We start from the raw sequence: 26,565 nt of genomic DNA, 5'->3' as shown, positions 1-26,565 counted from the left end.
GGTCGGGGGGGCGGCCGGGCCCGTCAACTACGCTCTCCCGCACCATGAGCAGCCTGTCCGAACGTCTCACCCGGGGGTCGGCGAGCCCGTCGCAGGTCGACCACGCGCGCCGGCTGGTGGCCGACTGGCAGCTGCTGGCCGACCTCGCCTTCGCCGACCTGACGCTGTGGGTGCCGCTGGCCAGCGGGGCCTGGTGGTGCGTGGCGCAGGTGCGGCCGCTGACCGCCCCCACCAGCCAGCCCGAGGACCTCGTCGGCAGCGAGGTCGCCGGGCCCGCGGCCGAGCCGCTGGTGCTCGCCCAGCGGGAGGGGCGGCCCATCACCGAGGGCGACCCCGACTGGTCCGGTGCGTTCCCCCGGCGGCGCGAGGTCATCCCGGTGCGGCACGACGGTGCGGTGGTCGCCGTCCTGGCCAAGGACACCAACCTGGCCGCGACCCGGTCGCCCTCGGCGCTGGAGCTCACCTACCTCGACATCGCCGCCGACCTGTCGCTGATGGTCGCCGCCGGCACCTTCCCGCCGCGGATGCTCGACGACGCGGAGATGAGCCCGCGGGTCGGTGACGGGCTGGTGCGGCTGGACGCGAGCGGTGCAGCCGTCTACGCCAGCCCGAACGCGCTGTCGGCCTACCGCCGGATGGGCGTGACCGGCGACGTCGTCGGCTCCGACCTCGGTGAGGTGACCCGGACGGTCGCCGCCGACCAGGTCGCGGGGGAGGCGGTGGCGGCGAGCATCGGCGCGGCCGTCGCCGGGCGGTTCCCCGACCCCATGGACGTCGAGAACGAGGCGGCCACGATGCTGGTCCGGGCGCTGCCGCTGCAGGCCCCCGGCGGCGAGGCCGGCGCCCTGGTGCTGGTGCGCGACGTGACCGACGTCCGCCGGCGCGACCGGGCGCTGATGACCAAGGACGCCACCATCCGGGAGATCCACCACCGGGTGAAGAACAACCTGCAGACGGTCGCGGCGCTGCTGCGGCTGCAGGCCCGCCGGATGACCGAGCCGGCCGCCCGCGCCGCGCTGGAGGAGTCGGTGCGCCGGGTCGCCTCGATCGCGGTGGTGCACGAGACGCTGGCCGGCAGCCGCGAGGACGTCGTGGACGTCGACGACGTGCTCGACCAAGTGCTGCCGATGCTGGGCGACGTGACCGCGGTGGGGCGACCGGCCCGGTTCACCCGCGGTGGGGCGTTCGGCGAGCTGTCGGCGGCGGTGGCGACGCCGCTGGTGATGGCGGTGACCGAGCTGCTGCAGAACGCGGCCCTGCACGCCTTCCCCGAGGGGGAGCCGGGCACGATCCTGCTCGGCGCGCAGCGGGACGGCGACGACCTGGTGGTGCGGGTGCACGACGACGGGCGGGGGCTGCCCGAGGGCTTCGACCCGGCGGCGAGCACGGGCCTGGGGCTGCAGATCGTGCGGACGCTGGTCACCAGCGAGCTGCACGGCACGCTGGAGATGGGCCCGCCGGCCAGCGGACCGGGGACCGAGGCCGTGCTGACCCTGCCCGGTGCCGGCCGTCCCCGCCGCTGAACGCAGCGAGAGCCGCTCCCCGAGGGGAACGGCTCTCGCTGCACGACCCCCGGAGGGGTCGTCGTTCAGGCGGTGCGGACGCGGGTGCGGGCGGTGCGGCGCTTGAGGGCGCGGCGCTCGTCCTCGGACAGTCCGCCCCAGACGCCGGAGTCCTGTCCGGAGGTCAGTGCCCACTCGAGGCACGACTCCACGACCGGGCAGCGACGGCACACCGCCTTGGCCTGCTCGATCTGAACGACCGCAGGGCCCGTCGTCCCGATCGGGAAGAAGAGCTCCGGGTCCTCGTCCCGGCAGAGCGCGCGGTGGCGCCAGTCCATGGCGGTGTACTCCTCGGTATCGTCGGGTGTCGGTCGCCGGTCTCCAGACCGCCCCCGCAGGTCAGCGCGCGGATGTCTCAGCACGTTGAACAGCGACCGCCCGCCCTGTTACGGGCAGGTTGCTTGTGTGTGATGCTTTCACGGGACGACGCACTGTCAAGCAGTTCACGTCGTTCCGAGGTGCTCGTGAGGAAGCTCACCACGCCTCCGCGGAGCCCGCCACTCGTCCGGCGTCGACGTCCACGTCAGCTGCGTCACGCCCGCGCTGGGCGCTGGGTCACAGTGCTCCTACACGACCACGCGCAGGGCGTCGGGCACCGACGTCAGCCGCAGGCCGGTCGTGGTGCCCAGGTGGTCGCCGTCGAGCTGCCAGCCCTGCGGCCGGGTGGCCGTGAGCGTCAGCTCGCCGAGGTCGTGCCAGCGGTGCACGCCGCGGCCCCGGGCGTCCGGCCGGTCGGCCATGGTCTGCCGCAGGTGGTGCAGCATCCGCACGATGCCCACCCGGCCCATGGCGAAGACGTCCAGGCCGGTGTCGAAGGAGGCCTCGGGGCTGGGCACGATCGGCCGCGCGCCCAGGTAGGTCCACGGGCTCACGTTGGACACCAGCGCCAGGAACAGCCCGTCGACGGGGGGCTGGCCGGGCAGCTCGAGGGTCATCGGCGGACGGCGGCGGTCGCGGCCCAGCAGGAAGGCGTCGACGCCCGACCGCACGTACAGGGCGCCGCTCGACCGGCGCCCGCGGGCGCGCTGGGCCTCGACCCGGGAGATGACGTCGGCGTCGAAGCCGAGGCCGGCGGCGAAGACGAACCAGCGCGGGCCCGTCCAGCTCCCGTCCTCGGTGAGCGCCGAGGCGGTGCCCAGCGACACCAGCCGGGTGCGGCCGGCGCGCAGCGAGTCGAGGATCTCCCCGGTCGCCTCGACCGGGTCCCGGGAGCGGCCCAGCGCGCGGGCGAAGACGTTGGTCGACCCGCCGGGGACGACGGCCAGCGTGGGCACCGTGTCGCCCGGACCCGCAGCGAGCAGGCCGTTGGCCGCCTCGTTGACGGTGCCGTCACCGCCGAGGGTCACCACGACGTCGACGCGGTCGGCGGCGGCCTGGGCGGCGAGGTCGCGGGCGTGGCCGCGGCGCTCGGTCTCCACGACGTCGACCTGCAGCTCGGTGGACAGCGCGCGGACCAGGACGTCGCGCACCTTGCGGGTGGTGGTCGTGGCCGCCGGGTTCGCCACCAGCAGCGCACGCATGCCGCCAACCTATCCAGCGTGGGGGGCGTCCCCGGCAGCGCCTCCCGACCGGCCCGGCACCCGCGGTGCCCGGCGTAACCTCGGCGTCGTGCCAGGTCAGCAGCCGGACCTCCCCGGACGTCGTCGGTCCCGCGTCGAGGGGCTCCTCGGCAGCGCCGCCGAGCGCACCACGCCGCGCCCCGAGCGGCCCGCGACCGAGGTGCCGGGTTCGGTCCGCCGGGCCGCGCTGGCCGTCGGGGTCGAGGGCACGGCGCTGGCTGCACTCGCCCTGGTGCTGCTCGTGCTGACGGTGACCGGGTCGCCGGACAGCCTGGGCCGGGCGCTGGCCGAGGTCGTGTTCGTCGGCCTGGCGGCGGGCGTGCTCCTGGCCTGTGCGCGGGGGCTGTGGCGGCTGGCGCCGTGGGCCCGCGGCCCGGTGGTGGCGCTGCAGATCTTCCTCGGCATCCTCGCCTACACGGCTGCCTTCCAGGCCGACCGGCCGTTGATCGGCGTCCCGGTCCTGGCCCTGGTCGGCGTCGTGCTCTACCTGCTCGCCACCCCCGAGGCCCGCCTGGCGTACAGCGACCGGTGAAGGGCCCGGCTAGATCAGGTCGATGACCTCGGCGATCGAGGGCAGGACGCGGCTGGGGCGGAACGGGAAGCGGCTGACGTCCTCGGCCCGGGTGGAGCCGGTGAGCACCAGCACGGTGTCCAGCCCGGCCTCGATGCCGGCCACGACGTCGGTGTCCATCCGGTCGCCGACCATGGTGGTCGACTCCGAGTGGGCCTCGATCCGGTTCATGGCGCTGCGGAACATCATCGGGTTGGGCTTGCCCACGAAGTAGGGCTCCGCGCCGGTCGCCTTGGTGATCATCGCGGCGACCGAGCCGGTGGCCGGCAGCGGTCCCTCCGGCGAGGGGCCGGTGACGTCGGGGTTGGTGGCGATGAACCGGGCGCCGGCGCCGACCAGCCGGATGGCCTGGGTGATGGCCTCGAAGGAGTACGTGCGGGTCTCACCGAGGACGACGTAGTCCGGCGCGGTGTCGGTGAGGGTGTAGCCGGCCTCGTGCAACGCGGTGGTCAGCCCGGCCTCACCGATGACGTAGGCCGAGCCGCCGGGCAGCTGGGAGGCCAGGAAGTCGGCCGTGGCCAGCGCCGAGGTCCAGATCGCCTGCTCGGGGACGTCGAGGCCGCTGCGGGCCAGCCGGGCGGAGAGGTCGCGCGGGGTGAAGATGGAGTTGTTGGTCAGCACCAGGAACCGGCGCTGCCGCTCCACCAGCCGGGCGAGGAACTCGGCGGCGCCGGGCAGGGCGTTGCCCTCGTGCACCAGGACGCCGTCCATGTCGCTGAGCCAGCACTGGGACTCGCCGCGCTCGGTGGTCACGCCGTTCTCCTCTTCGGTCGGGTGGGTCACCGTCGGTCGGCGGCGAACCGGGTCAGTGCCTGCTCGGTCGGGGAGTCGGTCAGGCGGAAGACCGTCCACCCGTCCATCGGCAGCGCACCGGCCGCTCTGTAGAACTCGATCGACGGGGTGTTCCAGTCCAGCACCGACCACTCGAGCCGGGCGTACCCGCGGTCGACGCACTCGGCAGCCAGCGTGCGCAGCAGCTCCCGGCCCAGGCCGGTGCCCCGGTGGCGCGGGGAGACGAAGAGGTCCTCGAGGTGGATGCCGTGGGTGCCCCGCCAGGTGGAGAAGGTGAGGAACCACAGCGCGAAGCCGGCGACCTCGCCGTCGGGCGTCTCGGCCACGTGGCCGAACAGCGCGGGGGAGTCGCCGAAGAGCGCGGTGTGCAGCTGCTCGTCGGTCATCTGCGCCTCGTGCTCGGCCTGCTCGTAGGCGGCCAGCTCGCGCACCAGCCGGCACACCGTCGCGACGTCGTCCGGGCGGACCGGGCGCACGCTCACGACAGCGCCTCCTTCACGCGGTCGGGCACCAGCCGGGCCAGCGGGCTGAGCACCGGGATGAACAGCGGCGAGAACAGGTAGCTGTACGCGATCACGCAGCAGGCCACGGTGGGCACCAGGACCAGGCCGACGACGACGACCAGCAGGGTGACCACCAGCCCGTACGGGCGCCCGCTCTTGGGGCTGACCAGCGACCGGAACGACCGGTAGCGCACGTTGCTGATCATCAGCAGGGCCGGCAGCAGGACGACGATCAGCACCCACAGCCGGTCGCGGCCCTGCATGAGGTCGGCGAAGGCGAACACGCTGGCCAGCACGACACCGGCGGCGCCGGGGGAGGGCAGGCCGGTGAAGTACCGCTTGTCGGCCGTCGGGTCGATGGTGGTGTTGAAGCGGGCCAGCCGGATCGCCGCGCAGGCCACCCAGACGAAGCAGGCGATCCAGCCCAGCGCGTCGAGCTCGTCGCGGCCGTCGGAGAACAGCGCGAAGACCAGCAGCGCGGGCGCCAGCCCGAAGGAGACCAGGTCGGCCAGGGAGTCGAACTGCAGGCCGAAGGGGGAGACGGCGCCGACCAGCCGGGCCACCGCACCGTCGGCGATGTCGAAGACGACCGACAGCGCGATCAGCGCGCACGCCAGCCGGTACTCCCCGCGGAAGGCGACCAGGACGGCCCCGAAACCGCACATCATGTTGGCGAGGGTGAACAGGCTGGGCAGCCACGAGCGCGCCCGCCGTCGTCCGCCGCGCACGGACCCGCGGACGAACTCGACCGTGGTGGTGCGCCTGCCCGGCATCCTCCCGCTCCTCAGCTGGGCCGGGACCAGCGGGCGATGACGGTCTCGCCGCCGCGCACCCGCTGCCCCTTCGTGACCAGGACCGCGCACTCCCGGGGCACGAACACGTCCATCCGGGAGCCGAACTTCATCAGCCCGATCCGCTCACCGGTGGCCACCTCCTGGCCCGGCACGACGCGGGTGACGATCCGGCGGGCGAGGACGCCGACGAGCTGGCGGAAGACCACGGTGCGGTCGCCGGCGCTGACCCACAGCTCGCTGCGCTCGTTGCGGTGCGCGCTCTCGGCCCGGTAGGCGGCCAGGAAGCTGCCGGGGCGGTACGTGGACCGGGTGATCCGGCCGCCGTAGGGCGCCCGGTTCACGTGCACGTCGACGACGGACAGGAAGATGCTGACCTGCTGCCAGTCACCCTCGGGGGCCACGCCGGGCTGCGGCTCACCGGCGACCATGACCACGCCGTCGGCGGGGGCGATCACGTCGTCGTCGGCCGGGGCGACGGAGTCGGCCGCCCGCTGCGGGTCGCGGAAGAACAGCGTCATGTAGGCGGACAGCGCCAGGGACGGCCAGGCGAGCAGCCGGACCCAGCGCGCGCCGACGACCCGGCCGAGGGCGGCGGTGGCCGCCGCGAGGCCGAGGGGGACGGCGAGGAAGGGCCAGCCGGCCCGGTCGATGCGCATGGGGGTCCGAGGTTACCGGGGGTGGCTGTCGGTGCCCCGCCGACGGCCGGGCGTGGTCAGGACGAGGCCAGCCGGCGGTCGGCGCCGCCGTCGCTCTCCCGCGGTCGCTGCGGCCCCCCGTACCAGTCCAGGCAGACGACGGTGGCGTCGTCGGTGAGCTCGCCGCCGGTGGCGCGCATGACCGCGGCGCCCAGGGAGTGCACGACCTCGCGGGGGTGCAGCCCGGAGCTGGCGGCCAGCGCCGCGGCGACGTCGAGCTCGACGGCGTTGCGCTCCTGCATGCCGTCGGTCACGAAGACGACCCGGTCACCGGGCTCGAGCGGGAACTCCTGCAGCCGGTACTCCAGGCCCTCCTGCACGCCGAAGGGCAGGTCGACCAGCAGCGGCACCTCCTCGACCCGGCCCGCGCGCAACCGCAGCGGCAGCGGGTGCCCGGCGTTGACCACCTGCGCCCGGTTGGTCGACAGGTCGACCCGCAGCACCTGGCCGGTGACGAACTGGCCGGGCGCGGCGTGCTGGGCGAGCGCGTCGTTGGCGTTGCGGGTCTGCTCGGCCAGGCCGGCTCCGCGCCGGCGCTCGTTGCGCAGGCTGCCGACCAGCAGGGTCGCCAGGAGCGCGGCGCCCACCTCGTGGCCGACGGCGTCGCTGATGGACACCTGGAGGCAGTCGCGGTCGAGGGCGTAGTCGAAGGTGTCCCCGCCCACGGTGGCCGCCGGCTCCAGCCACCCGGCGAGGGTGAACTGCCCGGCCTCGCAGGTGAAGGCCGGTGGCAGCAGGCGGCGCTGGATCTCCGCGGCCAGCGAGAACGGCGTCGTCCGCTGGCCCCACTCGAACAGGTCGGTGTGCCGGCGGTTGGCGATGATCACGTAGGCCAGCGCGTGGCCGGCGGCCCGCACGGCGGCGTGCATCTCCCGGTCGGGCGGCTCGGGCAGCACCAGCTCGAGCAGGCCGATCGCGTCACCGCGGTCGGTGACCGGGACGATCATCCGCACCGTGCCGCCGGCCAGGGACTCGACCTCGGCGCGCTGGGTGCGCAGCACCTGCTCGTGCACCGTGCCCTCCAGGGGCAGTGTCTCGGCGTGCTCGGCGCCCTGCACCCGGGAGCCCTCGGGTGCGCGCACGGCGGTGCCCAGCCGGACCAGGGCGTGGCCGCTGAAGTCGGCGATGAGGAAGGACACCTCGGTGGCGCCGGAGAGCTCGGCGAGCTGGTCGGCGACGGCGGTGACCGCGTCGATCGGCGGGGCCGCCTCCACCCGCTCGAGCAGGGAACGCAGGTCGAACGTCGGGCTCATGCGCAGGGGCTCCAGCCTCGGTGCGGGTCGGCCGGCACCGGGCGGGGGCGGCAGGTACGGGACTGCCGGGCTGCCCCCGCAGGGGAGCCCGGCAGTCCGGTCGCGCTGTGGTCCCGCCGTCGTCCGGCGGGTCCGGGGCCTCAGGCGGCCTTGGTCTCCCAGAAGATCTTGTCGATCTGGGCGATGTGGTCCAGGAGCTTCTGGCCCTCGGCGGGGTCCATGCTGCCCTTGGCGCCCGCGGCGCCGGCCTGCTTGGTCGCCTTGTTGAACAGCTCGTGCAGCTCCGGGTACTTCTCGAAGTGCGGGGGCTTGAAGTAGTCGGTCCACAGCACCCACAGGTGGTGCTTGACCAGGTCGGCCCGCTGCTCCTTGATCAGGATGGCGCGGGTGCGGAAGACCGGGTCCTCGTTGGCCTGGTACTTCTCCTGGAGGGCCTTGACCGACTCGGCCTCGATGCGGGCCTGCGCGGGGTCGTAGACGCCGCAGGGGAGGTCGCAGTGCGCGGTGGCCTCGACTGCGGAGAACATGCTGGACAGACGCATGGGGGTGCCTCCGGTTTCTGGGGGGACGTTCGTCTGCGACCCTACTCTCGGTGATCACCCCGGACTCCGCGAGCGGCCCGGGCCGCACCGTGCCCGGGCTGGCCACCTCCTGGGTGCTCGCCCGGGTCAGCGGGCCCTCGATGTCACCGACGGTGCGCCACGGTGACCGCTTGCTCGTGCGCCGGGTGCGCCCCGGAGCGGCCGTGGCGCCCGGCGCCGTCGTGCTGGCCCGGTTCCCCGCCCGCCCGGACCTGCTGGTGGTCAAGCGGGTGCGCCGGGCCGTCCCGGGCGGGCACTGGGTCGAGGGCGACAACCCGCTGGTCACCGACGACTCCCGGGCCTTCGGCACCGCCGTCGTCGTCGGCCGGGTGGTCGCCCGGCTGCGGCCCCGCCCCGGCCGGCTCCCCCCAGCTCCGCGCTGACGGCCCCGTCGTAGGGGGACGAGGGGTCCTGCTACTGGCCCAGGCGGGCGAGCAGCGGGTCGACCAGGTCCTGGGCGCCGGTGTTCAGGTACAGGAACGCCAGGGTCGCGACCACGAACAGCGGCACGAGCACGGCCTTCTCCACCGTCGCGCCCGTGCGCAGGTGCACCGGGGCCAGCCGGCTGCGGCGCACCAGCCAGACCACCGGGACCGGCACCCCCTCGCGGGTCAGCCAGTCGCCGGCGATGTGGGTCAGCACGCCGACCGCGACGGCCCACGGCAGCCAGCCCGGCGCCGGGCTGTGCGCCAGCAGCAGCCACGCGCCGCCGAAGGAGAGCACCAGGTTGCCGAGCACGGTGTTCTCGGCCCGGCCGGGGATGACCACGTGCAGCGCGCGCAGCGCCAGACCGATGGCCAGCGCCAGCACCAGCAGGCTCGACCAGTGGGCCCAGGCGGCGACGTGGGCGAGCAGCCCGAACGCCAGTGGCGCCAGGACGGCGTCGTGGGTGCCCCAGCGGTGGCCCCGGGCGACGACGTTGACCAGCCCGGACGGCGCGTCGGTGAGCGGGCCCCACATCCGGGAGATGGTCGAGCCCTGCTGGTCGAGGTCGGGCAGCATCGCCAGGCCGCCGACCGCGGAGACCCAGGCGACCTGGGCGACGGTGCCCTCCACGGGCGCCCAGGGGAGGGTGGCGGCGCCGACGGCGAAGCCGGAGAGGGCGTGGGAGTGACCGAGCACGGACCCAGGGTCACCCGGCGGTGCGCCTGTCCCCGGGAGGCGCACCGGCGCACCCCGGCCGGCGCTCAGCCCGGCAGGCGGTCGGCCAGCAGCTCGGCGAGGTGCCGGCCATCCCGGTCGGCGAGGTGGTCGAGCTGCGTTCGGCAGGAGAAGCCGTCGGCCAGGACGACGGCCCCGGGCCCGGCGGCGCGCACGGCGGGCAACAGGTCGTGCTCGGCGATCTGCACCGAGACGTCGTGGTGGCCGCGCTCGACGCCCCAGTTGCCGGCCAGCCCGCAGCAGCCACCGACCCGGGTCAGCGCGGCGCCGGCGTCGCGCAGCAGCCGCTCGTCGGTCGTCCAGCCCATCGTCGCGTGGTGGTGGCAGTGCGGCTGGGCGACCACCTCGGTGCCGGCGAGGTCCGGTGGTGTCCAGCCCGCGGTCGAGGTGAGCAGCTCGGCGAGCGTGCGGGTCGCGGCCTGCACCCGGGCCGCGGCCGGGTCGTCGACCAGCTCGACCACCTCGCCGCGCAGCACCGCGGTGCAGGAGGGCTCCAGGCCCACGATCGGCACCCCGGCGTCCGCCCAGGGGGCCAACCCGGCCACGGTGCGGGTGAGGACCCGGCGGGCGGCGTCGAGCTGGCCGGTGGTGATCCAGGTGAGCGCGCAGCAGGTGTCGGCCGGTGGCACCTCGACCCGGTACCCGGCGGCGTCCAGCACGCGGACGGCGGCGTCGGCGACCTGCGGGGCGAAGTGGTCGGTGAACGAGTCGACCCACAGCGCGACCACCGGCCGGCCGTCGTCCGCGACCGGCGTCCACCCGGCGCGGAAGGTGCGCGGCGCGAACGCCGGCAGGTCGCGGCGCTGGTCGACCCCGGCGCCCCACCGGGCCAGGGCGCCGCCGGGCCGGCTGGCGAGGAACCGGTTCACCAGCGCGGGCGCGCGGGCGGCGAGGTCGGCCCAGCGGGGCAGCCGCCCGAGCGCGTAGTGCGCGCGGGGGCGCAGCCGGCGGCGGTAGGACTGGTGCAGCACTTCGGCCTTGTAGGTCGACATGTCGACACCGGTCGGGCAGTCGCGGGCGCAGCCCTTGCACGACAGGCACAGGTCGAGGGCGTCGTGCACCTCGGGGGAGCGCCAGTCGTGCACCGGCCCGCCGGGGGCGAGCATCTCCTGCAGCACCCGGGCCCGGCCGCGGGTGCTGTCCTTCTCCTCGCGGGTCGCCTGGAACGACGGGCACATGACGGCGCCGGCGTCGGTGAGGTCGGCCCGGCACTTGCCCACCCCGGTGCAGCGGTGCACGGCCGCCGACAGGTCGCCGCCGTCGTGCCGGTACGCCATCGCCAGCCCGGTGCGGCGGGCCGGCGCCGCGGCCACCCGGAGGTCGGCGTCGAGGGGCGCCGGCCGCACCAGCACGCCGGGGTTGAGCACGTCGTCGGGGTCGAGCAGGCCCTTGACCCGGGCGAAGAGGTCGAGCGCGGCGGGGGAGTACATGGTGGGCAGCAGCTCGCTGCGCGCGCGGCCGTCGCCGTGCTCGCCGGACACCGACCCGCCGTACTCGGCCACGAGGGCCGCGGCGTCGCCGATGAACGCCCGGTACCGCCCCCGGCCGGCGTCGGTCTCGGGGGAGCCGGGGCCGAACGGGAAGTCGATGCGCACGTGCACGCAGCCGTCGCCGAAGTGCCCGTAGGGCAGCCCCTGCAGCCCGTGGTCGACCAGCAGCGCCTCGAACCGGCGCAGGTAGGAGCCCAGCTGCTCGACCGGGACGGCGGCGTCCTCCCAGCCGGCGTGCGCGGGCCGGCCGTCGGAGGTGCGGGCCGCGAGCCCGGCGCCGTCCTCGCGGATCCGCCAGATCGCCGCGGCGTGCGCCGCGTCGGTGACCACCATGGTGTCGACGGCACCGGCATCGGCGGCGATCCGCGATCCGCGCGCCGCGACCTCGGCCGGGTCGTCGCCGGTGATCTCCACGATCAGCCAGCCCTCGCCGCGTGGCAGGGCGGGGACGACGGCGGCCGGCACGTCGTGCAGCCGCTGGACGATCCGGGAGTCCAGCCCCTCGATCGCGGTCGGGGAGTGGCGCAGCAGCGCCGGGGTGGCGTCGGCCGCCTCGGGCATCGACGGGTAGCCCAGCACCACCAGCGCCCGGGCGGTGGGCTCGGGCACCAGCCGCACCGTCGCGCCCAGCGTGAGGGCCAGCGTCCCCTCGCTGCCCACCAGCGCGCGGGCCAGGTCGCGGCCACGCTCGGGCAGCAGGTGCTCGAGCCCGTAGCCGGAGACCTGGCGGCCGAAGCGGCCCAGCTCGGTGCGCAGCAGCTCCAGGTGGGCGTCGGTGAGGGCGCGCAGCCGGTCGCCCAGCGGGCTCGCGGGGAGGCCGCCGGTGAGCGCCAGCCGCTCGCCGCCCCCGGTGACGACGTCCAGGCCCACCACGTTGTCGGAGGTGCGGCCGTAGCCCAGCGCCCGGGAGCCGCAGGCGTTGTTGCCGATCATCCCGCCGATCGTGCAGCGGTTGTGCGTGCTCGGGTCGGGCCCGAACCGCAGCCCGTACGGCCGGGCCGCGGCCTGCAGTGACGACTGGACGACGCCCGGGTCGACGACCGCCGTCCGGGCCTCGGGGTCGACGTGGTGCACGCGGGTGAGGTGCCGGCTGGTGTCGAAGACGACGCCAGGCCCCACCGCGTTGCCGGCGATCGAGGTGCCCGCACCGCGGGCGGTCACCGGGACGCCGAGCTCGCGGCACACCGTCAGGGTCGCCACGACCTCGTCGGGGTGCCGGGGCCGGACGACGGCCCGCGGCAGCACCCGGTAGAGCGAGGCGTCGGTGGAGTACAGCGCGCGGGCCAGCCCCGAGCCGTCGACGTCGGCCACCCCGGCCCGGCGGAGAGCCTCGAGCAGGGGGAGGACCTCGCTGCCCCCCACCACGCGCGAGCTCGTGGCAGGACCCTGCAGCGAGGCCATCAGTCGTCTACGTCGTCGTCCGTGCCACCGCGGGCCAGCCACGTGGCCAACCGCTCGACCGGCACCTCGAAGTCGGGGTGCTGGTCGACGAAGGCCTGCAGCTGGTCGGCCAGCCAGGCGAGGGAGACCTCTTCCTCGCCCCGCCGGCCGGCCAGCTCCTCGATGCCGCGATCGGTGAAGTACATCGGGTGCCTCAGTCGGCGAAGGCCTGGGCGACCAGCCCGCGCTGCTCGACCTCGTGCACCTTCGCCGAGCCGACCGCGGGGCTCGCCGAGGCCCGGCGGCTGACCCGGCGCAGGGTGCGCCCGGCCGGCAGCTGCTCGGGCAGGTTGCAGGCCATGAACTGCCAGGCGCCCATGTTGGCCGGCTCCTCCTGCACCCACACGACGTCGGTCGCGTCCGGGTAGGCGGCCAGCGCCTCGGCGATCTCCTCGGCCGGCAGCGGGTAGAGCTGCTCGACCCGCAGGACGGCGGTGGCCGTGTTCTGCTCGGCCTCGCGCTGGGCGAGCAGCTCGTAGCTGACCTTGCCGCTGCACAGCAGCACCCGGCGCACCGCGGAGGCGTCCAGCGGCTTGCCGGCCAGCCCCGGGTCGGGCAGCACCGGGCGGAACCGCTGCTCGGTGAAGTCGGCGACCGAGCTGACCGCGGCCTTGGCGCGCAGCAGCGACTTCGGCGTGAACACCACCAGCGGGCGGTGCACCTCCGACAGCGCCTGGCGGCGCAGCAGGTGGAAGTAGTTCGCCGGGGTCGAGCAGTTGGCGACCGTCATGTTGTTCTCGGCCGACAGCTGCAGGAAGCGCTCGATCCGGCCGCTGGAGTGGTCGGGCCCCTGGCCCTCCAGCCCGTGCGGCAGCAGCATGACCACGCCGGAGCGCTGGCCCCACTTGGCCTCGCCGCTGCTGATGAACTCGTCGATCACCATCTGCGCGCCGTCGACGAAGTCGCCGAACTGCGCCTCCCAGAGCACCAGCGCCTTGGGGTTGGCCACCGAGTAGCCGTACTCGAAGCCGAGCGCGGCGTACTCGGACAGCAGCGAGTCGTAGACGAAGAACTTCGCCTGGTCGGGGGTCAGGTTCGCCAGCGGGGTGTGCTCGGCGGCGTTCTCCCGGTCGATGAGGACCGAGTGGCGCTGCACGAAGGTGCCGCGGCGGGAGTCCTGGCCGGCCAGCCGCACCGGCACGCCCTGCATCAGCAGCGAGCCGAAGGCCAGCAGCTCGCCCATCGCCCAGTCGACGCCGCCCTCGCTGGTCATCGCCGAGCGGCGCTCCAGCATCTTCTGCAGCTTCGGGTGGACGGTGAAGTCGACCGGCAACGCGACCTGCGCGTCACCGACGGTCTTGAGCACCTCGGGGGTGATCGCGGTGTCGACCGTGACCTGCTGCGGGGAGCGGGGGTCCATGACCGGCCCGGGGCCGGAGGAGTCGCTGGCGTCGTGGGTCTCGGCGAAGGCCCGCTCCAGCTGCTCGCGGTAGTCCTTCAGCGCCTCCTCGGCCTCGGCCAGGGTGATGTCGCCCCGGCCGACCAGCGCCTCGGTGTACAGCTTCCGGACCGAGCGCTTGCGGTCGATGATGTCGTACATCAGCGGCTGGGTCATCGAGGGGTCGTCGCCCTCGTTGTGGCCCCGGCGGCGGTAGCAGACCAGGTCGATGACGACGTCCTTCTTGAACGCCTGCCGGTAGTCGACGGCCAGCTTGGCCACCCGGACGCAGGCCTCGGGGTCGTCGCCGTTCACGTGGAAGACCGGCGCACCGATCATCCGCGCGACGTCGGTGGAGTACAGGCTCGACCGCGAGTGCGCGGGGCTGGTGGTGAACCCGACCTGGTTGTTGATGACCACGTGCACGGTGCCGCCGGTGCGGTAGCCGCGCAGCTGGGAGAGGTTCAGCGTCTCCTGCACCACGCCCTGGCCGGCGAAGGCGGCGTCGCCGTGCAGCAGGACCGGCAGCACGGTGAACCCGTCCGGGCCCTTGTCGAGCATGTCCTGCTTGGCCCGCACGATGCCCTCGAGCACCGGGTTGACCGTCTCCAGGTGGCTGGGGTTGCTGGCCAGCGAGACGGCGATCGAGCGGCCCTCGTGCTCGAAGGTGCCCTCGGCGCCCAAGTGGTACTTCACGTCGCCGGAGCCCTGCACGGTGCCCGGGTCGATGTTGCCCTCGAACTCGCCGAAGATCTTGGCGTAGCTCTTGCCGAGCACGTTGGCGAGCACGTTGAGCCGGCCGCGGTGGGCCATGCCGATCGCGACCTCGTCCAGGCCGTACTCGGTGGAGGCCAGCAGCACCTCGTCCAGCAGCGGGATGACCGACTCGCCGCCCTCGAGACTGAAGCGCTTCTGCCCGACGTACTTGGTCTGCAGGAAGGTCTCGAACGCCTCGGCGGCGTTGAGCCGGCCCAGCACCCGCTTCTGCTTCTCCCGGGTGGGCTGGTCGTGCTTGACCTCGATGCGCTCCTGGAGCCAGGTGCGCTCCTCGGGGTCGGTGATGTGCATGTACTCGATGCCGACCGTGCGGCAGTACGACTGCCGCAGGACGCCGAGGATGTCGCGCAGCGGCATGACCCGCTCGCCGGCGAACCCGCCGACGGGGAACTGCCGGTCGAGGTCCCACAGCGTGAGCCCGTGTTGGACGATGTCCAGGTCGGGGTGGGTGCGGACCTTGAACTCCAGCGGGTCGGTGTCGGCCATCAGGTGGCCGTTGCGCCGGTAGGCCTCGATGACCTCGATGACGCGGGCTTCCTTGGCGATCTGCCCCTCGTGCGTGACCCGCTTGTCGGCGACCCAGCGGACCGGCTCGTAGGGCACCCGCAGCGAGCGGAAGACCTCGTCGTAGAAGCCGTCCTCACCCAGCAGCAGCCCGTGCATCCGGCGCAGGAAGTCGCCGGACTCCGCGCCCTGGATCACCCGGTGGTCGTAGGTGGAGGTCAGCGTGATGATCTTCGAGACGGCCATCTCGGCCAGCGCCTCGCGGCTCATCCCCTGGAACTCGGCCGGGTAGTCCATCGCCCCGACGCCGACGATCGTGCCCTGGCCGGTGGTCAGCCGCGGCACCGAGTGGTTGGTGCCGATGGTGCCGGGGTTGGTCAGGCTGATCGTCGTGCCGGAGAAGTCCTCCATGGTCAGCTTGTTGGCCCGGGCCCGGCGGATGACCTCCTCGTAGGCACCCCAGAACTCGGCGAAGTCCATCTCCTCGGCGCCCTTGATGGAGGCGACCACGAGCGACCGCGAGCCGTCGGGCTTCGGCAGGTCGATGGCCAGGCCGAAGTTCACGTGCTCGGGGGTCACCAGCACCGGCTTGCCGTCGACCTCGGCGAACGCGCTGTTCATGTTCGGGAAGTCGTCGAGCGCGCGGACCAGCGCGTAGCCGATCAGGTGCGTGAAGGACACCTTGCCGCCGCGAGCGCGGGCGAGGTGGTTGTTGATCACGATGCGGTTGTCGACCAGCAGCTTGGCCGGCACCGCCCGCACGCTCGTGGCCGTGGGCACGGTCAGCGAGGCGTTCATGTTCTTGACCACGGCCGCGGCGGCACCGCGCAGCGGGGAGCGCTTCGGGCCGCCCTCCTCACCACCGGCCGGACGCGCGGCGGCGGGCTTCGCGGCCTTGGCCGGGGCGGCCGGCTGCTGCTGCGAGGCGCGCTCGGCGGCCCGGGCCACCACGGTGCCCTCGGACCGGGCGTCGGCCGTCGACCGACCGTTCGGGGCCGGTGCCGCGGGCGCGGCCGGCGGCGCGGCGGGGGCCGCGGCGGCAGGGGCCTTCGCCGACGGTGCGGCAGGCGCGGCGGCCGGCGGCGCCGCCGCGGCGGGCGCGGCGGCGGCAGCCGCCGGGGCCTGGGCGCCGTCGCCCGAGCCCGGGCGGAAGTCGGCGAAGAAGTCGTGCCAGGCCTGGTCCACGCTGCGTGGATCGGCGAGGTACTGCTGGTACATCTCCTCGACCAGCCACTCGTTGGTGCCGAAGCCCGCCACCGGGTTGTCGGAGTGGGCAGGGGAGGGCTGGGGTGAGCTCACGCTTGACACAGGGTCGAGTGCCTTCTTCGTCGAGGGACGTCGTTGGACCGGGTGCCGACTTTACGCCTCGCTCCTCGACCCACGGTGATCATGCGTGACGTGGCGCACGTGTCACCGCTCACCGCCGTGCGGCGCGCCGTCCGTCCGGGCCCGGACCGGGGCGGACGGCGCGCCGGGAGCGGACCTCAGACGACGTCCCGCCGGACGGCGAGGAGGGTGCCGACCAGGGAGAACACCAGCGCGTACGCCAGCAGGAGCAGCCCGCCCTGCCAGGCGCTGAGCAGGTCGGTCTGGTTGAACGTGGCGGTCATGGCCTCGAGTGCGCCGCCGGGGAGCCACTTGTAGACCGGCTGGGTCGCCGGGATGCTCGAGATGATCCCCTCGACGACGAACAGGTAGACCAGCGCGCCGACGATGGCCCCGACCTGGTTGCGCAGCAGCGCGCCGACGCCGACGCCGATCACGGTGAAGAGCACCAGCGCGGCCCAGGCCCCGCCGAGCACGCGCAGGTTGTCGCCGGCCAGCGCCGGTGCGTCGCCCTTCGCGCCGGCGTAGACCGAGACCACGACGACGTCGACGGCGATGACGACCAGCGCCATCGGGACGGCGGCCAGCGCGTAGGCCACCAGCTTGGCGATCACCACCCGGCCGCGGCGCGGGGTGGCCAGGAAGGTCGGCGTCGCGGTGCGGTGCCGGTACTCCTGGGTGGTCCCGATGATGCCCAGGACGATGAACAGGATGTTGGCGTTGGCCGCGACGGCCAGCGCCAGCTGCTCGTACTGCGGCGTCCCGACCGGTGCGATGCCGCTGTCGTCGTTGCCGGCGAACGCGGTGAACAGCGCGGCGAAGGCCCCGACCAGCAGGCAGGAGCCCAGCAGCAGGCCGATCCACACCCGGGTGGTCAGCAGCTTGGTCCACTCGGCCTGCACGAGGCGGCCCATCAGGCGGCGTCCTTCCCGGTCGGACCGGCCGCGTACTGCTCGGAGCCGGAGGTGAGCCGGAAGTAGACCTCTTCCAGGCCGCTGGTGTGGGCGCGCAGCTCGTGCAGCTCGACGCCGCCGGTGAAGGCGCGGCCGCCGATCTCGGCGGTGGTCAGCCCGCTGACGGTCAGCCCGTCGGGGACGCCGTCGGTGGGCGCCACGACCGCGCCCGCGGCGCGCAGCAGCTCGGCGAGCGCGGCGGCCCGCGGGCTGCGGACCAGCACCTCGCCACTGCCGGCCCCGGCCCGCAGCTCGGCCATGGAGCCCTGCCGCACGAGCCGGCCCGCGCCGACGATGACCACGCGGTCGACGGTCTGCTCGACCTCCGACAGCAGGTGGCTGGACACCAGCACCGTGCGCCCCTGGTCGTGCGAGAGGTGCCGCAGGAAGCCGCGCAGCCACTGGATGCCCTCGGGGTCCAGGCCGTTGGCCGGCTCGTCGAGGACCAGCACCGCCGGGTCGCCCAGCAGCGCGGTCGCCAGGCCCAGCCGCTGGCGCATGCCCAATGAGTAGCCGCCGGCGCGCCGCCGGCCCGCCGGGCCCAGGCCCACCTGGTCGAGCACCTCGTCGGCCCGGCGGGCCGGCAGACCGGCGGCCTTCGCGTAGACGCGCAGGTGGTCCCGGCCACTGCGGGCGGGGTGGAAGGCGGTCTCGAGCACCGCGCCCACCTGGCGCATCGGCTCGGGCAGCGCCACGTAGGGGACGCCGTTGAACGTCGTCCCGCCCCGGTCGGGGTCGATCAGGCCCAGGGCCATCCGCAGGGTGGTGGTCTTGCCGGCCCCGTTGGGGCCGAGGAAGCCGGTGACCTGGCCCGGCTCGACGGTGAAGCTCAGGTCGTCGACCGCCCGGACCTGGCCGAAGGTCTTGGTGAGGCCCTGCACGTCGACCCGGACCGGGTCGACCACGGCCTGTCTGGCGCTGCTGATGCCGTCCTCCTCGGGTCGCGCCGGGGGTGTCCGGCGTCGCGGCCATCCTGGCGCAGCCGGGCCCGCGGGTGGGCGTCCCGGACGCCCGCGTCCGAGATCCGGCTCACGTCGGCACCCGCTGTCGGATAGCGTCGGTCGCCGTGACCGACGTCGCACGGACCCACCGCTGACCGAGCCCGGGTCCGCCCCGCCCCCGGGCGGCACCGACCCCCGCGAGGCCCTCGAGCAGCTGCTCCTGGGCGGCCCGCGCCGGTACACCCGCGGCGAGGTCTCCCGGCTGGCCGGGATGCCGCCCGAGCGCACCCAGCGGCTGTGGCGGGCGCTGGGCTTCGCCGACGTCGCCGACGACGACCCCGCCTTCACCGACGCCGACGTGCGGGCGCTGGCCCGGCTGTCGGCGCTGATCGACTCCGGCTTCGTCGGCACCGGCGCGGAGGCCTCGGTCGCCCGCGCGATGGGCCAGGCGCTGGCCCGGCTGGCCGACTGGCAGACCGACATGCTCGCCGGGCAGCTGGCGGCCGCCGAGGGGGAGGACGTCGGCGCGGACGTCGTCGCGGCGACCGAGGACCTGCTGCCGCTGATGGCCGAGCTGCAGGACTACGTGTGGCGGCGGCACCTGACCGCCAACGCCGGCCGGCTGTTCGCCACCGGCCCCGGCGCGGTCGACCGGCGCGAGCTGGCGGTGGGCTTCGCCGACCTGGTGGGCTACACCTCGCGCTCGCGCGGCATGGGCGGGCGCGAGCTGGGTGCGATGGTCGAGGACTTCGAGGGCCTGGCCGCCGACCTGGTCGCCCGGCACCGGGGCCGGGTGGTCAAGACCGTCGGCGACGCGGTGCTGTTCACCTGCACCGACCCGGTCGACGCCGTGGAGATCGGGCTGCGACTGCCCGACGAGTGGGCCGCCCCCGAGCGGCCGCCGCTGCGGGTCGGCGCGGCCTGCGGCCCGGTGCTCACCCGGCTCGGCGACGTCTACTCACCGGTGGTCAACCTGGCCAGCCGGCTGACCTCGATCGCCCGTCCGGGCACCGTGCTGGTCGACGAGGAGCTGGCCCGCCGGCTGCGCGGGGTCGCCGCCTACCGGGTCCGCCCGCTGAGCCGGGTGTCGGTGCGTGGCTACGACAACCTGCAGCCCTGGCTGGTCCGCCGCCGGACGGCGGAGGAGGACGCCGACCCGGGGGTGGCCGTCCTGGAGCAGCTGCTCGACGAGATCGCCGACGACGTGCTCTCCGGTTCCGAAGATCCGGAGGCGCCGGGCAGGGGTGCGACGGGATGACCCTGCGCCGCCCCGGCACACGGCGGGGCGCACGTCCGGCGGGGTGCGCGACGGTTACCGTCCGACCACGCAGGCGAGTGCTCGGGGGGCACGATGGCAGAGGCGGGTGGCGTCGCGGCGGCTCTCGGGCTCCGGTACCAGTACCTCCTCACCATCGAGGCAGCCGTACGTGAGTGGCGGCGGGGCGAGCTCGACCTGGTCATCCACACCGAGGACTCCGTGCACCACGCGGTCGACTACTCCCTCAGCGGACCCGACGGCCACTACGTGGAGGTCGTGCAGGTCAAGGGCACGGGGAGCGCCGCGGCGGAACTGTCCCCCCGGGCGGCCGTCGAGACGCTCCTCCAGCTGGTGACGGTCGACTCACGCCGTTACCGCCTCGCCACCAACAGGCAGCTGAGCCCAGGCGTCCGTGCCCTGGCCGACACGTTGACCGCGGCGGACGGCCTGTCGCAGGCCGAGTTCGCCCGAGCCGTCCGGCTCGTGCTGACGCAGTCGCCGGCTGGGTTGTCGCTCCTGGACGGCGTCGACGAGTCCACCTGGTCGAGGCTGACCCGTTGCCGGATCGAGCGTGATGAGCGGGACCTGGCCGCAGTCTGGGGGGACCTGCGTGACGACGTCCTCCGGATCCGCCGGGGCGGTGTCCGGGGGACCGGCCCGGAGTCGGCGTCCCTGATGGTGAACCACCTGATCGCCGACGTCTTTGCCCGTTCCGCGCGATCGGCCGACCGGGCCTTCACCGTGGGCGACTTCGGGCGGCTCCTCCAGCAGGACGGCCTCGTCGTCGCGCGAGCCCTGGGCCGCTACGACTGGGGCCGGCCGGTGGGCGCGCTCCCGCGCAGGCCGGCGGTCGACCGTGGTGAGCTGGTCGAGCGTCTCGCTGCTCACTTCACCGCCCTGGAATTGACGCGGACGCCCCGCCGGTGTGTGCTGAGCGGGCTGTCCGGTATCGGCAAGTCGAGTGCGTGCGCGGACTATGCGCACCGCTACGCGGCCCGGTACGACTGGATCGTCTGGGTCGACGCCGAGAGCGACGACTCGATCCGACACCGCTTGGCCCATGTCGTGGGCGGCTCGACCGAGCACCTGACGACGGACCAGTTCACCTCCGCCGTCCGCGACCACTTCGCGACGTCGCCGGCCACCTGGCTGCTGGTCATGGACAACGCCTCCTCGGGGCGCTCGCTGGCCCCCTGGCTCCCCACGGTCGGGCACGTCGACGTCGTCGCGACGTCGACCGACGGGAACGAGTGGACCTCGTGGGAGCAGGTGGTGGTCGGGACCATGAGCCAGGCGGAGGCGGAGGCCCTGGTGGCGACCCGATTGCTCGGCGGCGGTGTGCACCTGGCCGATGCCACGCAGCACGGTCAGGTCGAGTTGCTCGCGACCAGGCTGGAACGCTGGCCCCTCGCCCTCGAGCTCGCCTGCGCCCACCTGGCCACGAGCGGCAGGGGGTTGGCCTTCACCGGGGAGTACCTCGACGAGCTCGCCCTCCCCGCGCTCAGCGACCCGGCGATGAGGCCGGAGGGGTACGAGACCCACCCCAGTCTCGTGGCCGCCGTCCTGCACGCCCTGGGAGCACTGCGGGCACGGGGCGAGGCCCGGGGTTCCCTGGCGATGGCGGCACTGTGCGCGATGACCTTCCTGCCGGCCCGTGAGGTGCCCACCCGGTGCGCCGCCAAGGCCGGTCAGATGGTCCTGGACGCGCTGCAGGGATCCGGCACCGACGTGGCTGAGCCGGTCCCGGAACTGCTCGTCGACCGCGCTGTGCAGGACCTGGGGCGCGCCAGCCTCGCCACCCGGGAGGTGGGGGACCCGGCCGACGACTCGTCGGACACCGTGTCGACCAACGAGCTGGTCCTGCAGGTGCTGCGCCAGGAGATGCCGCCCGCACTGGCTCGCACCGCGCTGCTGGCCGACGTCGTCGTGCTCGACCACGAGGTGCTGACCCGCATCGACGCGGAGGACTACCGCGGGGTCCGCCGGTTGCTGCCGTCGGCCCTGGTGGCGGCAGGGCATGCGGAGGCCCTCCTGCTCGACGACCCGCCCGAGCCCGAGGCCTCCCTGGCCACGCTCCTGGGGAACGTGAGCAAGTTCCATGCGATCACCGGGGACTTCGACGCGGCCCTGGGCCTGCTGCGCAGGGAGGAGGCGCTCCTGAGCCACTGGGGCGGTCCCCGCACGCCCCTGCACCTGAAGGTCGCCATCGCATCGACCGAGTGCTCGCTGCGAGCGTCGACCAGGGTCGAGGAGGTCGTTGGCGAGGCGGGCAAGGCGATCGCCATCGCGACCGAGGTCTGGGACAGCGGTCGCCAGGATGTCGCGCTGGCCTCCTCCCTGGCCTCCCTGCTGCGTGACCTGCGCAGCCTCGACGGCCGACGGCCGGGACAGACCGGCCTCCGCGCGCTCATCCGGCAGGGCGAGGCGCTGCTGGATCGACAACCTCCCGCGGAGAGGGGGTTCCCGGCTGTCAGCGCGCAGGCCGACCTGCTCCTCGACGACGGTGCGCCGGACGACGCCGTCCGTCTCCTCGAAGGTGCGCTGGCGGTCGAGAACATGGGCCCGCACGCCCGTGGCAGCCTGTCGGCGCAGCTCGTCGAGGCCTATGCGCAGGCTGGTCGCCCAGGTGACGCAGCCCGCCAGCTGCGCTCCACGATGGAGATGCTGGACCAGGCGTCGTTGTCGCGACGGACGGCGACGACCGGCGTGCTCAACGCCTGGTTCGCCACGGTGTTGACAGCACTGATCGGGCCGCTGACCGGGGAGGACCGGGAGTTCATCGACGTCGCGAGGTCGGCCTTGACCGAGGACGACCTCGGTGGACCGGAGGACGTCCACCGCCACGCGGTGCTGGTGGGGACGAGTCTCGCCCTGCTCGGCGGCGACGTCGCCGAGACCGCAACGGCACTCCGCCGGGCGGCCGACCTGCGCGTCGAGCACTCGCTGTTGGTGCGGTCGGGCGAGGTCCTCGACGGCGTGCTGGTCTCGGCACGGCGAGTGCTCGCCCTCCGCGTCGCCGGCGGGGGGCCGCCCCTCGTCGTCGCCGCGCACCGGGTGCTCCCCCCGCGGTCGGGGACCGGCACCGTCGCGCTCCTGCTGAGCGATGACGGTCTGCGGCGTGTGCGGTCCTCGGTCGCCGACCGGCGGGTGCACGGCCGGTGGTCCGTGCACGACGACGGGTCGGCTCTCGCGCTCGTGGACCAGCTGGGCGGCACGGCAGCAGTCCTGTGGCTCCCCGGCTGGCCCGGCAGCCTGGGCATCGCGCCCGCCCCGCCGACGACGGGACGCACTGATGCGGACGTGCTGGCGGCCATCGACCCGCTCCGGAGTGCACCACCGCAGGTCCTCGTCGGGTCGGTGCAGGACGAGCGAGCGGGCCGGTACGACCCGCTCGTCGTCACCGGCTCAGCCGTGTCGGACCACCGGACGCCCGGGAGCGGGTGAGCGCCGCCCGTGCGGTGGCCGGGTCGCCCCCGTGTCACCAGGCACGGGTGGGTCGGCACGATGTGCGGGTGTCCGCCACGCTGCTCGCCCGCTCCCTCGCCGCCGGTCACGGCGCCCGGGTCCTGTTCGCCGACCTCGACCTGGTGGTCGCCCCCGGTGACGTCGTCGGCCTGGTCGGGGTCAACGGCGCCGGCAAGTCGACCCTGCTGAAGACCCTCGCCGGGGTGCTGCCGGCCGAGGCCGGGGAGATCGTGCTCAGCCCGCCGTCGGCGACCGTCGGGTACCTGCCGCAGGAGCACGAGCGGCTGCCGGGGGAGACCGTCCTCGACGCCCTCGCCCGGCGCACCGGGGTCGCCGACGCCCAGCGCGTGATGGACGCCGCCCTGGAGGCGCTGACCGCGGGGGAGGACGGCGCCGACGACGCCTACGCCGACGCCCTGGAGCGCTGGCTGGCCCTGGGCGGCGCCGACCTGGCCGAGCGGTCGGCGGAGGTGGTGGCCGAGGTCGCCCCCGGGGTCGCGCTGGACGCGGAGATGACCGGCCTGTCGGGCGGGCAGGCCGCGCGGGTGGGGCTGGCCTCGCTGCTGCTGTCCCGCTACGACGTCCTGCTGCTCGACGAGCCCACCAACGACCTGGACCTGGCCGGGCTGGAGCAGCTGGAGCGCTTCGTGACCCGGCTGCGCACCGGGGTGGTGCTGGTCAGCCACGACCGCGAGTTCCTGGCCCGCACGGTCACCCGGGTGGTGGAGCTGGACCTGGCCCAGCAGCTGGTGCGCGTGCACGACGGCGGCTACGAGGCCTACTTGGTGGAGCGGGAGGTCGCCCGGCGGCACGCCCGCGAGGAGTTCGAGGAGTTCGCCGAGACCAAGGCCTCGCTGGAGGCGCGCGGGCAGATGCAGCGCAACTGGATGGCCAAGGGCGTCCGCGACTCGATCAAGAAGTCCAAGGACGGCGACAAGCACATCAAGGCCGCCAACCGGGCCAGCTCGGAGAAGCAGGCGGCCAAGGCCAAGCAGACCGAGCGCCGGATCGAGCGGCTGGAGGTGGTCGAGGAGCCGCGCAAGGAGTGGGAGCTGCGGATGGAGATCGCCCCCGCCCCGCGGTCGGGCACCGTGGTCGCCACGCTCAACGGTGCCGTCGTCCGGCGCGGGTCGTTCACCCTCGGCCCGCTCGACCTGCAGGTCGGCTGGGGCGACCGGGTCGCCATCACCGGGGCCAACGGCAGCGGCAAGAGCACCCTGCTCGGCGCGCTGCTCGGCCGCGTCCCGCTCGCGGAGGGGACGGCGGCGCTCGGCTCGGGCGTGCGGCTGGGGGAGGTCGACCAGGTCCGCGGGCTCTTCCTGGGCGACGAGCCGCTGGCGACGGCGTTCGGTGCCGAGGTGCCCGACCTGCCCGACGCGGAGGTGCGCACCCTGCTGGCGAAGTTCGGGCTGCGCGCCGACCACGTGCTGCGCCCGGCCGGCACGCTCTCGCCGGGGGAGCGGACCCGCGCGGCGCTGGCGCTGCTGCAGGCCCGCGGGGTGAACGTGCTGGTGCTCGACGAGCCCACCAACCACCTGGACCTGGCGGCGATCGAGCAGCTGGAGCAGGCGCTGGCCGACTACCCGGGCACCCTGCTGCTGGTCACCCACGACCGGCGGATGCTCGAGGCGGTGCACACCACGCGCCGGTTCGCCGTCGCCGGCGGGCGGGTGACCGAGGCCTGAGCCGACTCCGCCCGCTCGGCCGGTGGCCGAGCGGGCGGGGAGTCGCGGTACGAGCGGTGGGGCTGGTGGTGCCCCCGGCAGGATTCGAACCTGCGCCCCTGCCTCCGGAGGGCAGTGCTCTATCCCCTGAGCTACGGGGGCTCGTACCTGCGGTGTGGCGGTGGTGCTGCGCTCCGCTCTCGCTCGGCGCCGGTGGGACGTTACCAGCCGCCGGTCGGGCCCGGAGCAGGGGGCTCCGGTGACGGTCAGGGAGCCGGCAGCGGGCTGCCGCCGCGGGCCCGCAGCATCTGCTCCATCGTGGTGGTCTCGGCGGTCTGGCTCTGCGCGATGGACCGGGCCAGGGTGGCGACCGCGGGCTGCGTGGCGTGCTCCTCGCCGTACTCGGCCATCTCCAGCCCGCCCTGGTGGTGCCGGGTCATCAGCTGCAGGAACAGCACGTCGAACGGCTGTCCGGTCAGGCTGCGGAGCTCGGCCAGCTCGGTCTCGGTGGCCATGCCCGGCATCACCGCGCCGTCGGCGGCCGCGGCCGGGTCGACCCCGTGCATGCCGCCCATGCCGCCCATGTCGTGCCCGGTCATGGCGCCGTCGTCCATCCAGCCCATGACCTCGCCGCTGGTGGCCGGCAGGCCCCACAGCGCCAGCCAGCCCTGCATCCGGCCCGCCTGGTTGGTCTGGGTGGCGGAGATGTCGAAGGCCAGCCGGCGCACCTCCTCGTCGGAGCTGTTGGTCAGCGCCAGGTTGGCCATCTCGACGGCCTGCAGGTGGTGCCGGGACATGTCCCGGGAGAACCCGGCGTCCACGGAGTCGGCCGCCGGGGTGTCGGTGCGCCCGATGCCGAGGGCCACCGCGAGCCCGCCGCCGGCCACCAGCAGGCCGACGGCGATGACCGCGAGGAGCACCGCGGTCAGCGCCGACGGACGGCGGGTGGTGGTGGCCGCGGACTGCGCGGTGGGCTCGGTCATGTCGGGTGCCTCTCGGGGAGTGCCGCGGCGGGTCGCCGCGGCCGGTGCGCCCAGGGTCAGGGCGCGGGGGTCTCGGAGACCGGCGCGTCGCTGGGCACGGCGGGAGCACCCACCCGGGTCTGGTCACCCACGACGAGCGGGTCCGAGATGAAGGACGGGTTCTCGCAGGTCGCGCCCGGCTCGGGGTAGAAGTCGGCGTTGAACACCATGAAGTCGGCGTACTGCTCGACCCGCTCGTCGCCGGCCGAGTCGACGAACAGCTGGTGGTTCCACGACTGCAGGCTGATCGGGGAGGTCAGCCCGGCGTAGGGGGACAGCATCATGCCCTGCCGGCCGTCGACCAGCTCCTCGAGCGTGGCGAGGTCGCCGTCGGCGATGGTGTCGGGGTTGTAGGTGATCCACACGGCGCCGTGCTCGAGGCTGTGCACCGCGTTCTCGTGCCGGATGTCGACGTCGTAGACGGTGCCGGTGCAGTCGGCCCACTCGTTGTCGTGCGGGCCGCCGACCGGGGGCGACTCGGTGTAGGTCACCGGCGTGGTCACGTGCTGCGCGCCGGCGTAGTCGAAGGTCGCGAGGTCCGCGATCTGGTCGGCCGAGGTCACCTTGTTCGCGTTGGACCGGTTGACGCTGATCACGGCGTAGCCCAGGACGGCGACGGCGAACACCGCGACCGCGACGGCGGCGGCGATCAGGCCCCAGGGCCGCTGCGGGGTGACCACGTTGGCCGGCGGCCGGGTGCGGCCCTTGCCTCCGGGTGCGCGCCCGCCGGTCGAGCCGGCACGGGTGGCGCCACCGCTCCGGGGCTTGGGGTCCTTGGCCACTGCCGCTCCTGACTGCTGTGCGTCTGATCGCGCTGCTGACCGGGGAGGCGGGCCTCCTCCGTCCCGGGGCGGGAGTCCCGTCCGGCGGCAGCGA

At 74.5% G+C, this 26,565-nt stretch carries 22 protein-coding genes and 1 tRNA gene; 6 read left to right on the top strand and 17 right to left on the bottom strand.

The features are described from left to right. The first annotated feature begins 44 nt into the window (after positions 1-44). The gene (locus tag ACGBYP_RS06380) at positions 45-1,523 is read left to right on the top strand and encodes a sensor histidine kinase (RefSeq protein ID WP_411582433.1); all 1,479 of its coding nucleotides are present in this window, start codon (positions 45-47) and stop codon (positions 1,521-1,523) included. A gap of 65 nt (positions 1,524-1,588) precedes the next feature. On the opposite strand, the gene ACGBYP_RS06375 is transcribed toward ACGBYP_RS06380, so the two are convergent. Both ACGBYP_RS06375 and ACGBYP_RS06370 read right to left on the bottom strand, forming a co-directional pair. Continuing rightward, the gene (locus tag ACGBYP_RS06375) at positions 1,589-1,840 is read right to left on the bottom strand and encodes a WhiB family transcriptional regulator (protein WP_163612279.1); all 252 of its coding nucleotides are present in this window, start codon (positions 1,838-1,840) and stop codon (positions 1,589-1,591) included. 288 nt (positions 1,841-2,128) lie between these two features. Then, on the bottom strand, positions 2,129-3,082 hold the full coding sequence (locus ACGBYP_RS06370) for a diacylglycerol/lipid kinase family protein (RefSeq protein ID WP_411582432.1): 954 nt from the start codon (positions 3,080-3,082) through the stop codon (positions 2,129-2,131). Positions 3,083-3,170: 88 nt separating this feature from the next. Between ACGBYP_RS06370 and ACGBYP_RS06365 the strand changes: the two genes are divergently transcribed. After that, positions 3,171-3,653 carry a hypothetical protein gene (locus tag ACGBYP_RS06365; RefSeq protein ID WP_411582431.1) on the top strand — a complete coding sequence of 161 codons (483 nt, stop codon included), beginning with the start codon at positions 3,171-3,173 and terminating at the stop codon, positions 3,651-3,653. A 9-nt stretch (positions 3,654-3,662) separates the two neighbouring features. Here ACGBYP_RS06365 and ACGBYP_RS06360 read toward each other — a convergent pair whose 3' ends face one another. The 6 genes from ACGBYP_RS06360 to sodN all read right to left on the bottom strand — a co-directional run bounded on the left by ACGBYP_RS06360 (position 3,663) and on the right by sodN (position 8,271). After that, positions 3,663-4,403 (bottom strand): HAD-IIA family hydrolase, encoded by a 741-nt coding sequence (locus ACGBYP_RS06360; protein ID WP_411583673.1) that lies wholly within the window; start codon positions 4,401-4,403, stop codon positions 3,663-3,665. 68 nt (positions 4,404-4,471) lie between these two features. Continuing rightward, positions 4,472-4,966, bottom strand: a complete 495-nt coding sequence (locus ACGBYP_RS06355) for an N-acetyltransferase family protein (RefSeq protein WP_411582430.1) — start codon at positions 4,964-4,966, stop codon at positions 4,472-4,474. Beyond that, positions 4,963-5,760, bottom strand: a complete 798-nt coding sequence (pssA, locus tag ACGBYP_RS06350; RefSeq protein ID WP_411582429.1) for a CDP-diacylglycerol--serine O-phosphatidyltransferase — start codon at positions 5,758-5,760, stop codon at positions 4,963-4,965. The genes ACGBYP_RS06355 and pssA overlap by 4 nt, the downstream gene beginning before the upstream one ends. 11 nt (positions 5,761-5,771) lie before the next feature. Continuing rightward, entirely contained in the window at positions 5,772-6,437 is a 666-nt protein-coding gene (locus ACGBYP_RS06345) for a phosphatidylserine decarboxylase (RefSeq protein WP_411582428.1), read from the bottom strand. 56 nt (positions 6,438-6,493) lie between these two features. After that, positions 6,494-7,729 (bottom strand): PP2C family protein-serine/threonine phosphatase, encoded by a 1,236-nt coding sequence (locus tag ACGBYP_RS06340; RefSeq protein WP_411582427.1) that lies wholly within the window; start codon positions 7,727-7,729, stop codon positions 6,494-6,496. Positions 7,730-7,869: 140 nt separating this feature from the next. Then, the gene (gene sodN / locus ACGBYP_RS06335) at positions 7,870-8,271 is read right to left on the bottom strand and encodes a superoxide dismutase, Ni (protein WP_411582426.1); all 402 of its coding nucleotides are present in this window, start codon (positions 8,269-8,271) and stop codon (positions 7,870-7,872) included. A gap of 50 nt (positions 8,272-8,321) precedes the next feature. On the opposite strand from sodN, the gene ACGBYP_RS06330 reads away from it, so the two are divergent. Further along, the gene (locus tag ACGBYP_RS06330) at positions 8,322-8,693 is read left to right on the top strand and encodes a S26 family signal peptidase (protein ID WP_411582425.1); all 372 of its coding nucleotides are present in this window, start codon (positions 8,322-8,324) and stop codon (positions 8,691-8,693) included. 31 nt (positions 8,694-8,724) lie between these two features. Here ACGBYP_RS06330 and ACGBYP_RS06325 read toward each other — a convergent pair whose 3' ends face one another. From ACGBYP_RS06325 to ACGBYP_RS06300, 6 genes are all read right to left on the bottom strand, one after another. Next, a complete protein-coding gene (locus tag ACGBYP_RS06325; RefSeq protein WP_411582424.1) occupies positions 8,725-9,432 on the bottom strand; it encodes a metal-dependent hydrolase in 708 nt (235 codons plus the stop codon). A gap of 65 nt (positions 9,433-9,497) precedes the next feature. Then, entirely contained in the window at positions 9,498-12,326 is a 2,829-nt protein-coding gene (locus tag ACGBYP_RS06320) for an FAD-binding and (Fe-S)-binding domain-containing protein (RefSeq protein ID WP_411582423.1), read from the bottom strand. Positions 12,327-12,361: 35 nt separating this feature from the next. Further along, positions 12,362-12,547 carry a DUF6104 family protein gene (locus ACGBYP_RS06315; RefSeq protein WP_411582422.1) on the bottom strand — a complete coding sequence of 62 codons (186 nt, stop codon included), beginning with the start codon at positions 12,545-12,547 and terminating at the stop codon, positions 12,362-12,364. Positions 12,548-12,555: 8 nt separating this feature from the next. Beyond that, a complete protein-coding gene (locus tag ACGBYP_RS06310; protein WP_411582421.1) occupies positions 12,556-16,359 on the bottom strand; it encodes a multifunctional oxoglutarate decarboxylase/oxoglutarate dehydrogenase thiamine pyrophosphate-binding subunit/dihydrolipoyllysine-residue succinyltransferase subunit in 3,804 nt (1,267 codons plus the stop codon). Positions 16,360-16,544: 185 nt separating this feature from the next. After that, a complete protein-coding gene (locus tag ACGBYP_RS06305; protein ID WP_411582420.1) occupies positions 16,545-17,300 on the bottom strand; it encodes an ABC transporter permease in 756 nt (251 codons plus the stop codon). Beyond that, complete coding sequence (locus ACGBYP_RS06300) at positions 17,300-18,244, bottom strand: ABC transporter ATP-binding protein (RefSeq protein WP_411582419.1); 945 nt, start codon at positions 18,242-18,244, stop codon at positions 17,300-17,302. The genes ACGBYP_RS06305 and ACGBYP_RS06300 overlap by 1 nt, the downstream gene beginning before the upstream one ends. Positions 18,245-18,551: 307 nt before the next feature. Here ACGBYP_RS06300 and ACGBYP_RS06295 point away from each other — a divergent pair, with 307 nt between their 5' ends. The 3 genes from ACGBYP_RS06295 (at position 18,552) to ACGBYP_RS06285 (ending at position 24,688) form a co-directional block, all read left to right on the top strand. Beyond that, positions 18,552-19,538 (top strand): adenylate/guanylate cyclase domain-containing protein, encoded by a 987-nt coding sequence (locus ACGBYP_RS06295; protein WP_411582418.1) that lies wholly within the window; start codon positions 18,552-18,554, stop codon positions 19,536-19,538. Positions 19,539-19,631: 93 nt separating this feature from the next. Next, the gene (locus ACGBYP_RS06290; RefSeq protein WP_411582417.1) at positions 19,632-22,982 is read left to right on the top strand and encodes a hypothetical protein; all 3,351 of its coding nucleotides are present in this window, start codon (positions 19,632-19,634) and stop codon (positions 22,980-22,982) included. Positions 22,983-23,050: 68 nt separating this feature from the next. Next, a complete protein-coding gene (locus ACGBYP_RS06285; RefSeq protein WP_411582416.1) occupies positions 23,051-24,688 on the top strand; it encodes an ABC-F family ATP-binding cassette domain-containing protein in 1,638 nt (545 codons plus the stop codon). 66 nt (positions 24,689-24,754) lie between these two features. On the opposite strand, the gene ACGBYP_RS06280 is transcribed toward ACGBYP_RS06285, so the two are convergent. The 3 genes from ACGBYP_RS06280 to ACGBYP_RS06270 form a co-directional block, all read right to left on the bottom strand. Continuing rightward, positions 24,755-24,829, bottom strand: a tRNA-Arg gene (locus ACGBYP_RS06280). A 104-nt stretch (positions 24,830-24,933) separates the two neighbouring features. Beyond that, positions 24,934-25,650 carry a DUF305 domain-containing protein gene (locus ACGBYP_RS06275; protein ID WP_411582415.1) on the bottom strand — a complete coding sequence of 239 codons (717 nt, stop codon included), beginning with the start codon at positions 25,648-25,650 and terminating at the stop codon, positions 24,934-24,936. 56 nt (positions 25,651-25,706) lie between these two features. Beyond that, positions 25,707-26,471, bottom strand: a complete 765-nt coding sequence (locus ACGBYP_RS06270; protein ID WP_411582414.1) for a DUF3105 domain-containing protein — start codon at positions 26,469-26,471, stop codon at positions 25,707-25,709. Positions 26,472-26,565: the final 94 nt, after the last annotated feature.

The sequence above is a fragment of the Modestobacter sp. SSW1-42 genome (assembly GCF_046635825.1).
Lineage (GTDB): Bacteria > Actinomycetota > Actinomycetes > Mycobacteriales > Geodermatophilaceae > Modestobacter.
This window is presented reverse-complemented; position numbering and strand designations above follow the sequence as displayed.

Coding starts and splice junctions, on each gene's coding strand:
- pssA (WP_411582429.1), bottom strand. CDS start 5,760: ATGCCGGGCAGGCGCACCACCACGGTCGAGTTCGTCCGCGGGTCCGTG.
- ACGBYP_RS06340 (WP_411582427.1), bottom strand. CDS start 7,729: ATGAGCCCGACGTTCGACCTGCGTTCCCTGCTCGAGCGGGTGGAGGCG.
- ACGBYP_RS06375 (WP_163612279.1), bottom strand. CDS start 1,840: ATGGACTGGCGCCACCGCGCGCTCTGCCGGGACGAGGACCCGGAGCTC.
- ACGBYP_RS06295 (WP_411582418.1), top strand. CDS start 18,552: ATGCCGCCCGAGCGCACCCAGCGGCTGTGGCGGGCGCTGGGCTTCGCC.
- ACGBYP_RS06345 (WP_411582428.1), bottom strand. CDS start 6,437: ATGCGCATCGACCGGGCCGGCTGGCCCTTCCTCGCCGTCCCCCTCGGC.
- ACGBYP_RS06305 (WP_411582420.1), bottom strand. CDS start 17,300: ATGGGCCGCCTCGTGCAGGCCGAGTGGACCAAGCTGCTGACCACCCGG.
- ACGBYP_RS06315 (WP_411582422.1), bottom strand. CDS start 12,547: ATGTACTTCACCGATCGCGGCATCGAGGAGCTGGCCGGCCGGCGGGGC.
- ACGBYP_RS06370 (WP_411582432.1), bottom strand. CDS start 3,082: ATGCGTGCGCTGCTGGTGGCGAACCCGGCGGCCACGACCACCACCCGC.
- ACGBYP_RS06380 (WP_411582433.1), top strand. CDS start 45: ATGAGCAGCCTGTCCGAACGTCTCACCCGGGGGTCGGCGAGCCCGTCG.
- sodN (WP_411582426.1), bottom strand. CDS start 8,271: ATGCGTCTGTCCAGCATGTTCTCCGCAGTCGAGGCCACCGCGCACTGC.
- ACGBYP_RS06360 (WP_411583673.1), bottom strand. CDS start 4,403: ATGGACGGCGTCCTGGTGCACGAGGGCAACGCCCTGCCCGGCGCCGCC.
- ACGBYP_RS06290 (WP_411582417.1), top strand. CDS start 19,632: ATGGCAGAGGCGGGTGGCGTCGCGGCGGCTCTCGGGCTCCGGTACCAG.
- ACGBYP_RS06275 (WP_411582415.1), bottom strand. CDS start 25,650: ATGACCGAGCCCACCGCGCAGTCCGCGGCCACCACCACCCGCCGTCCG.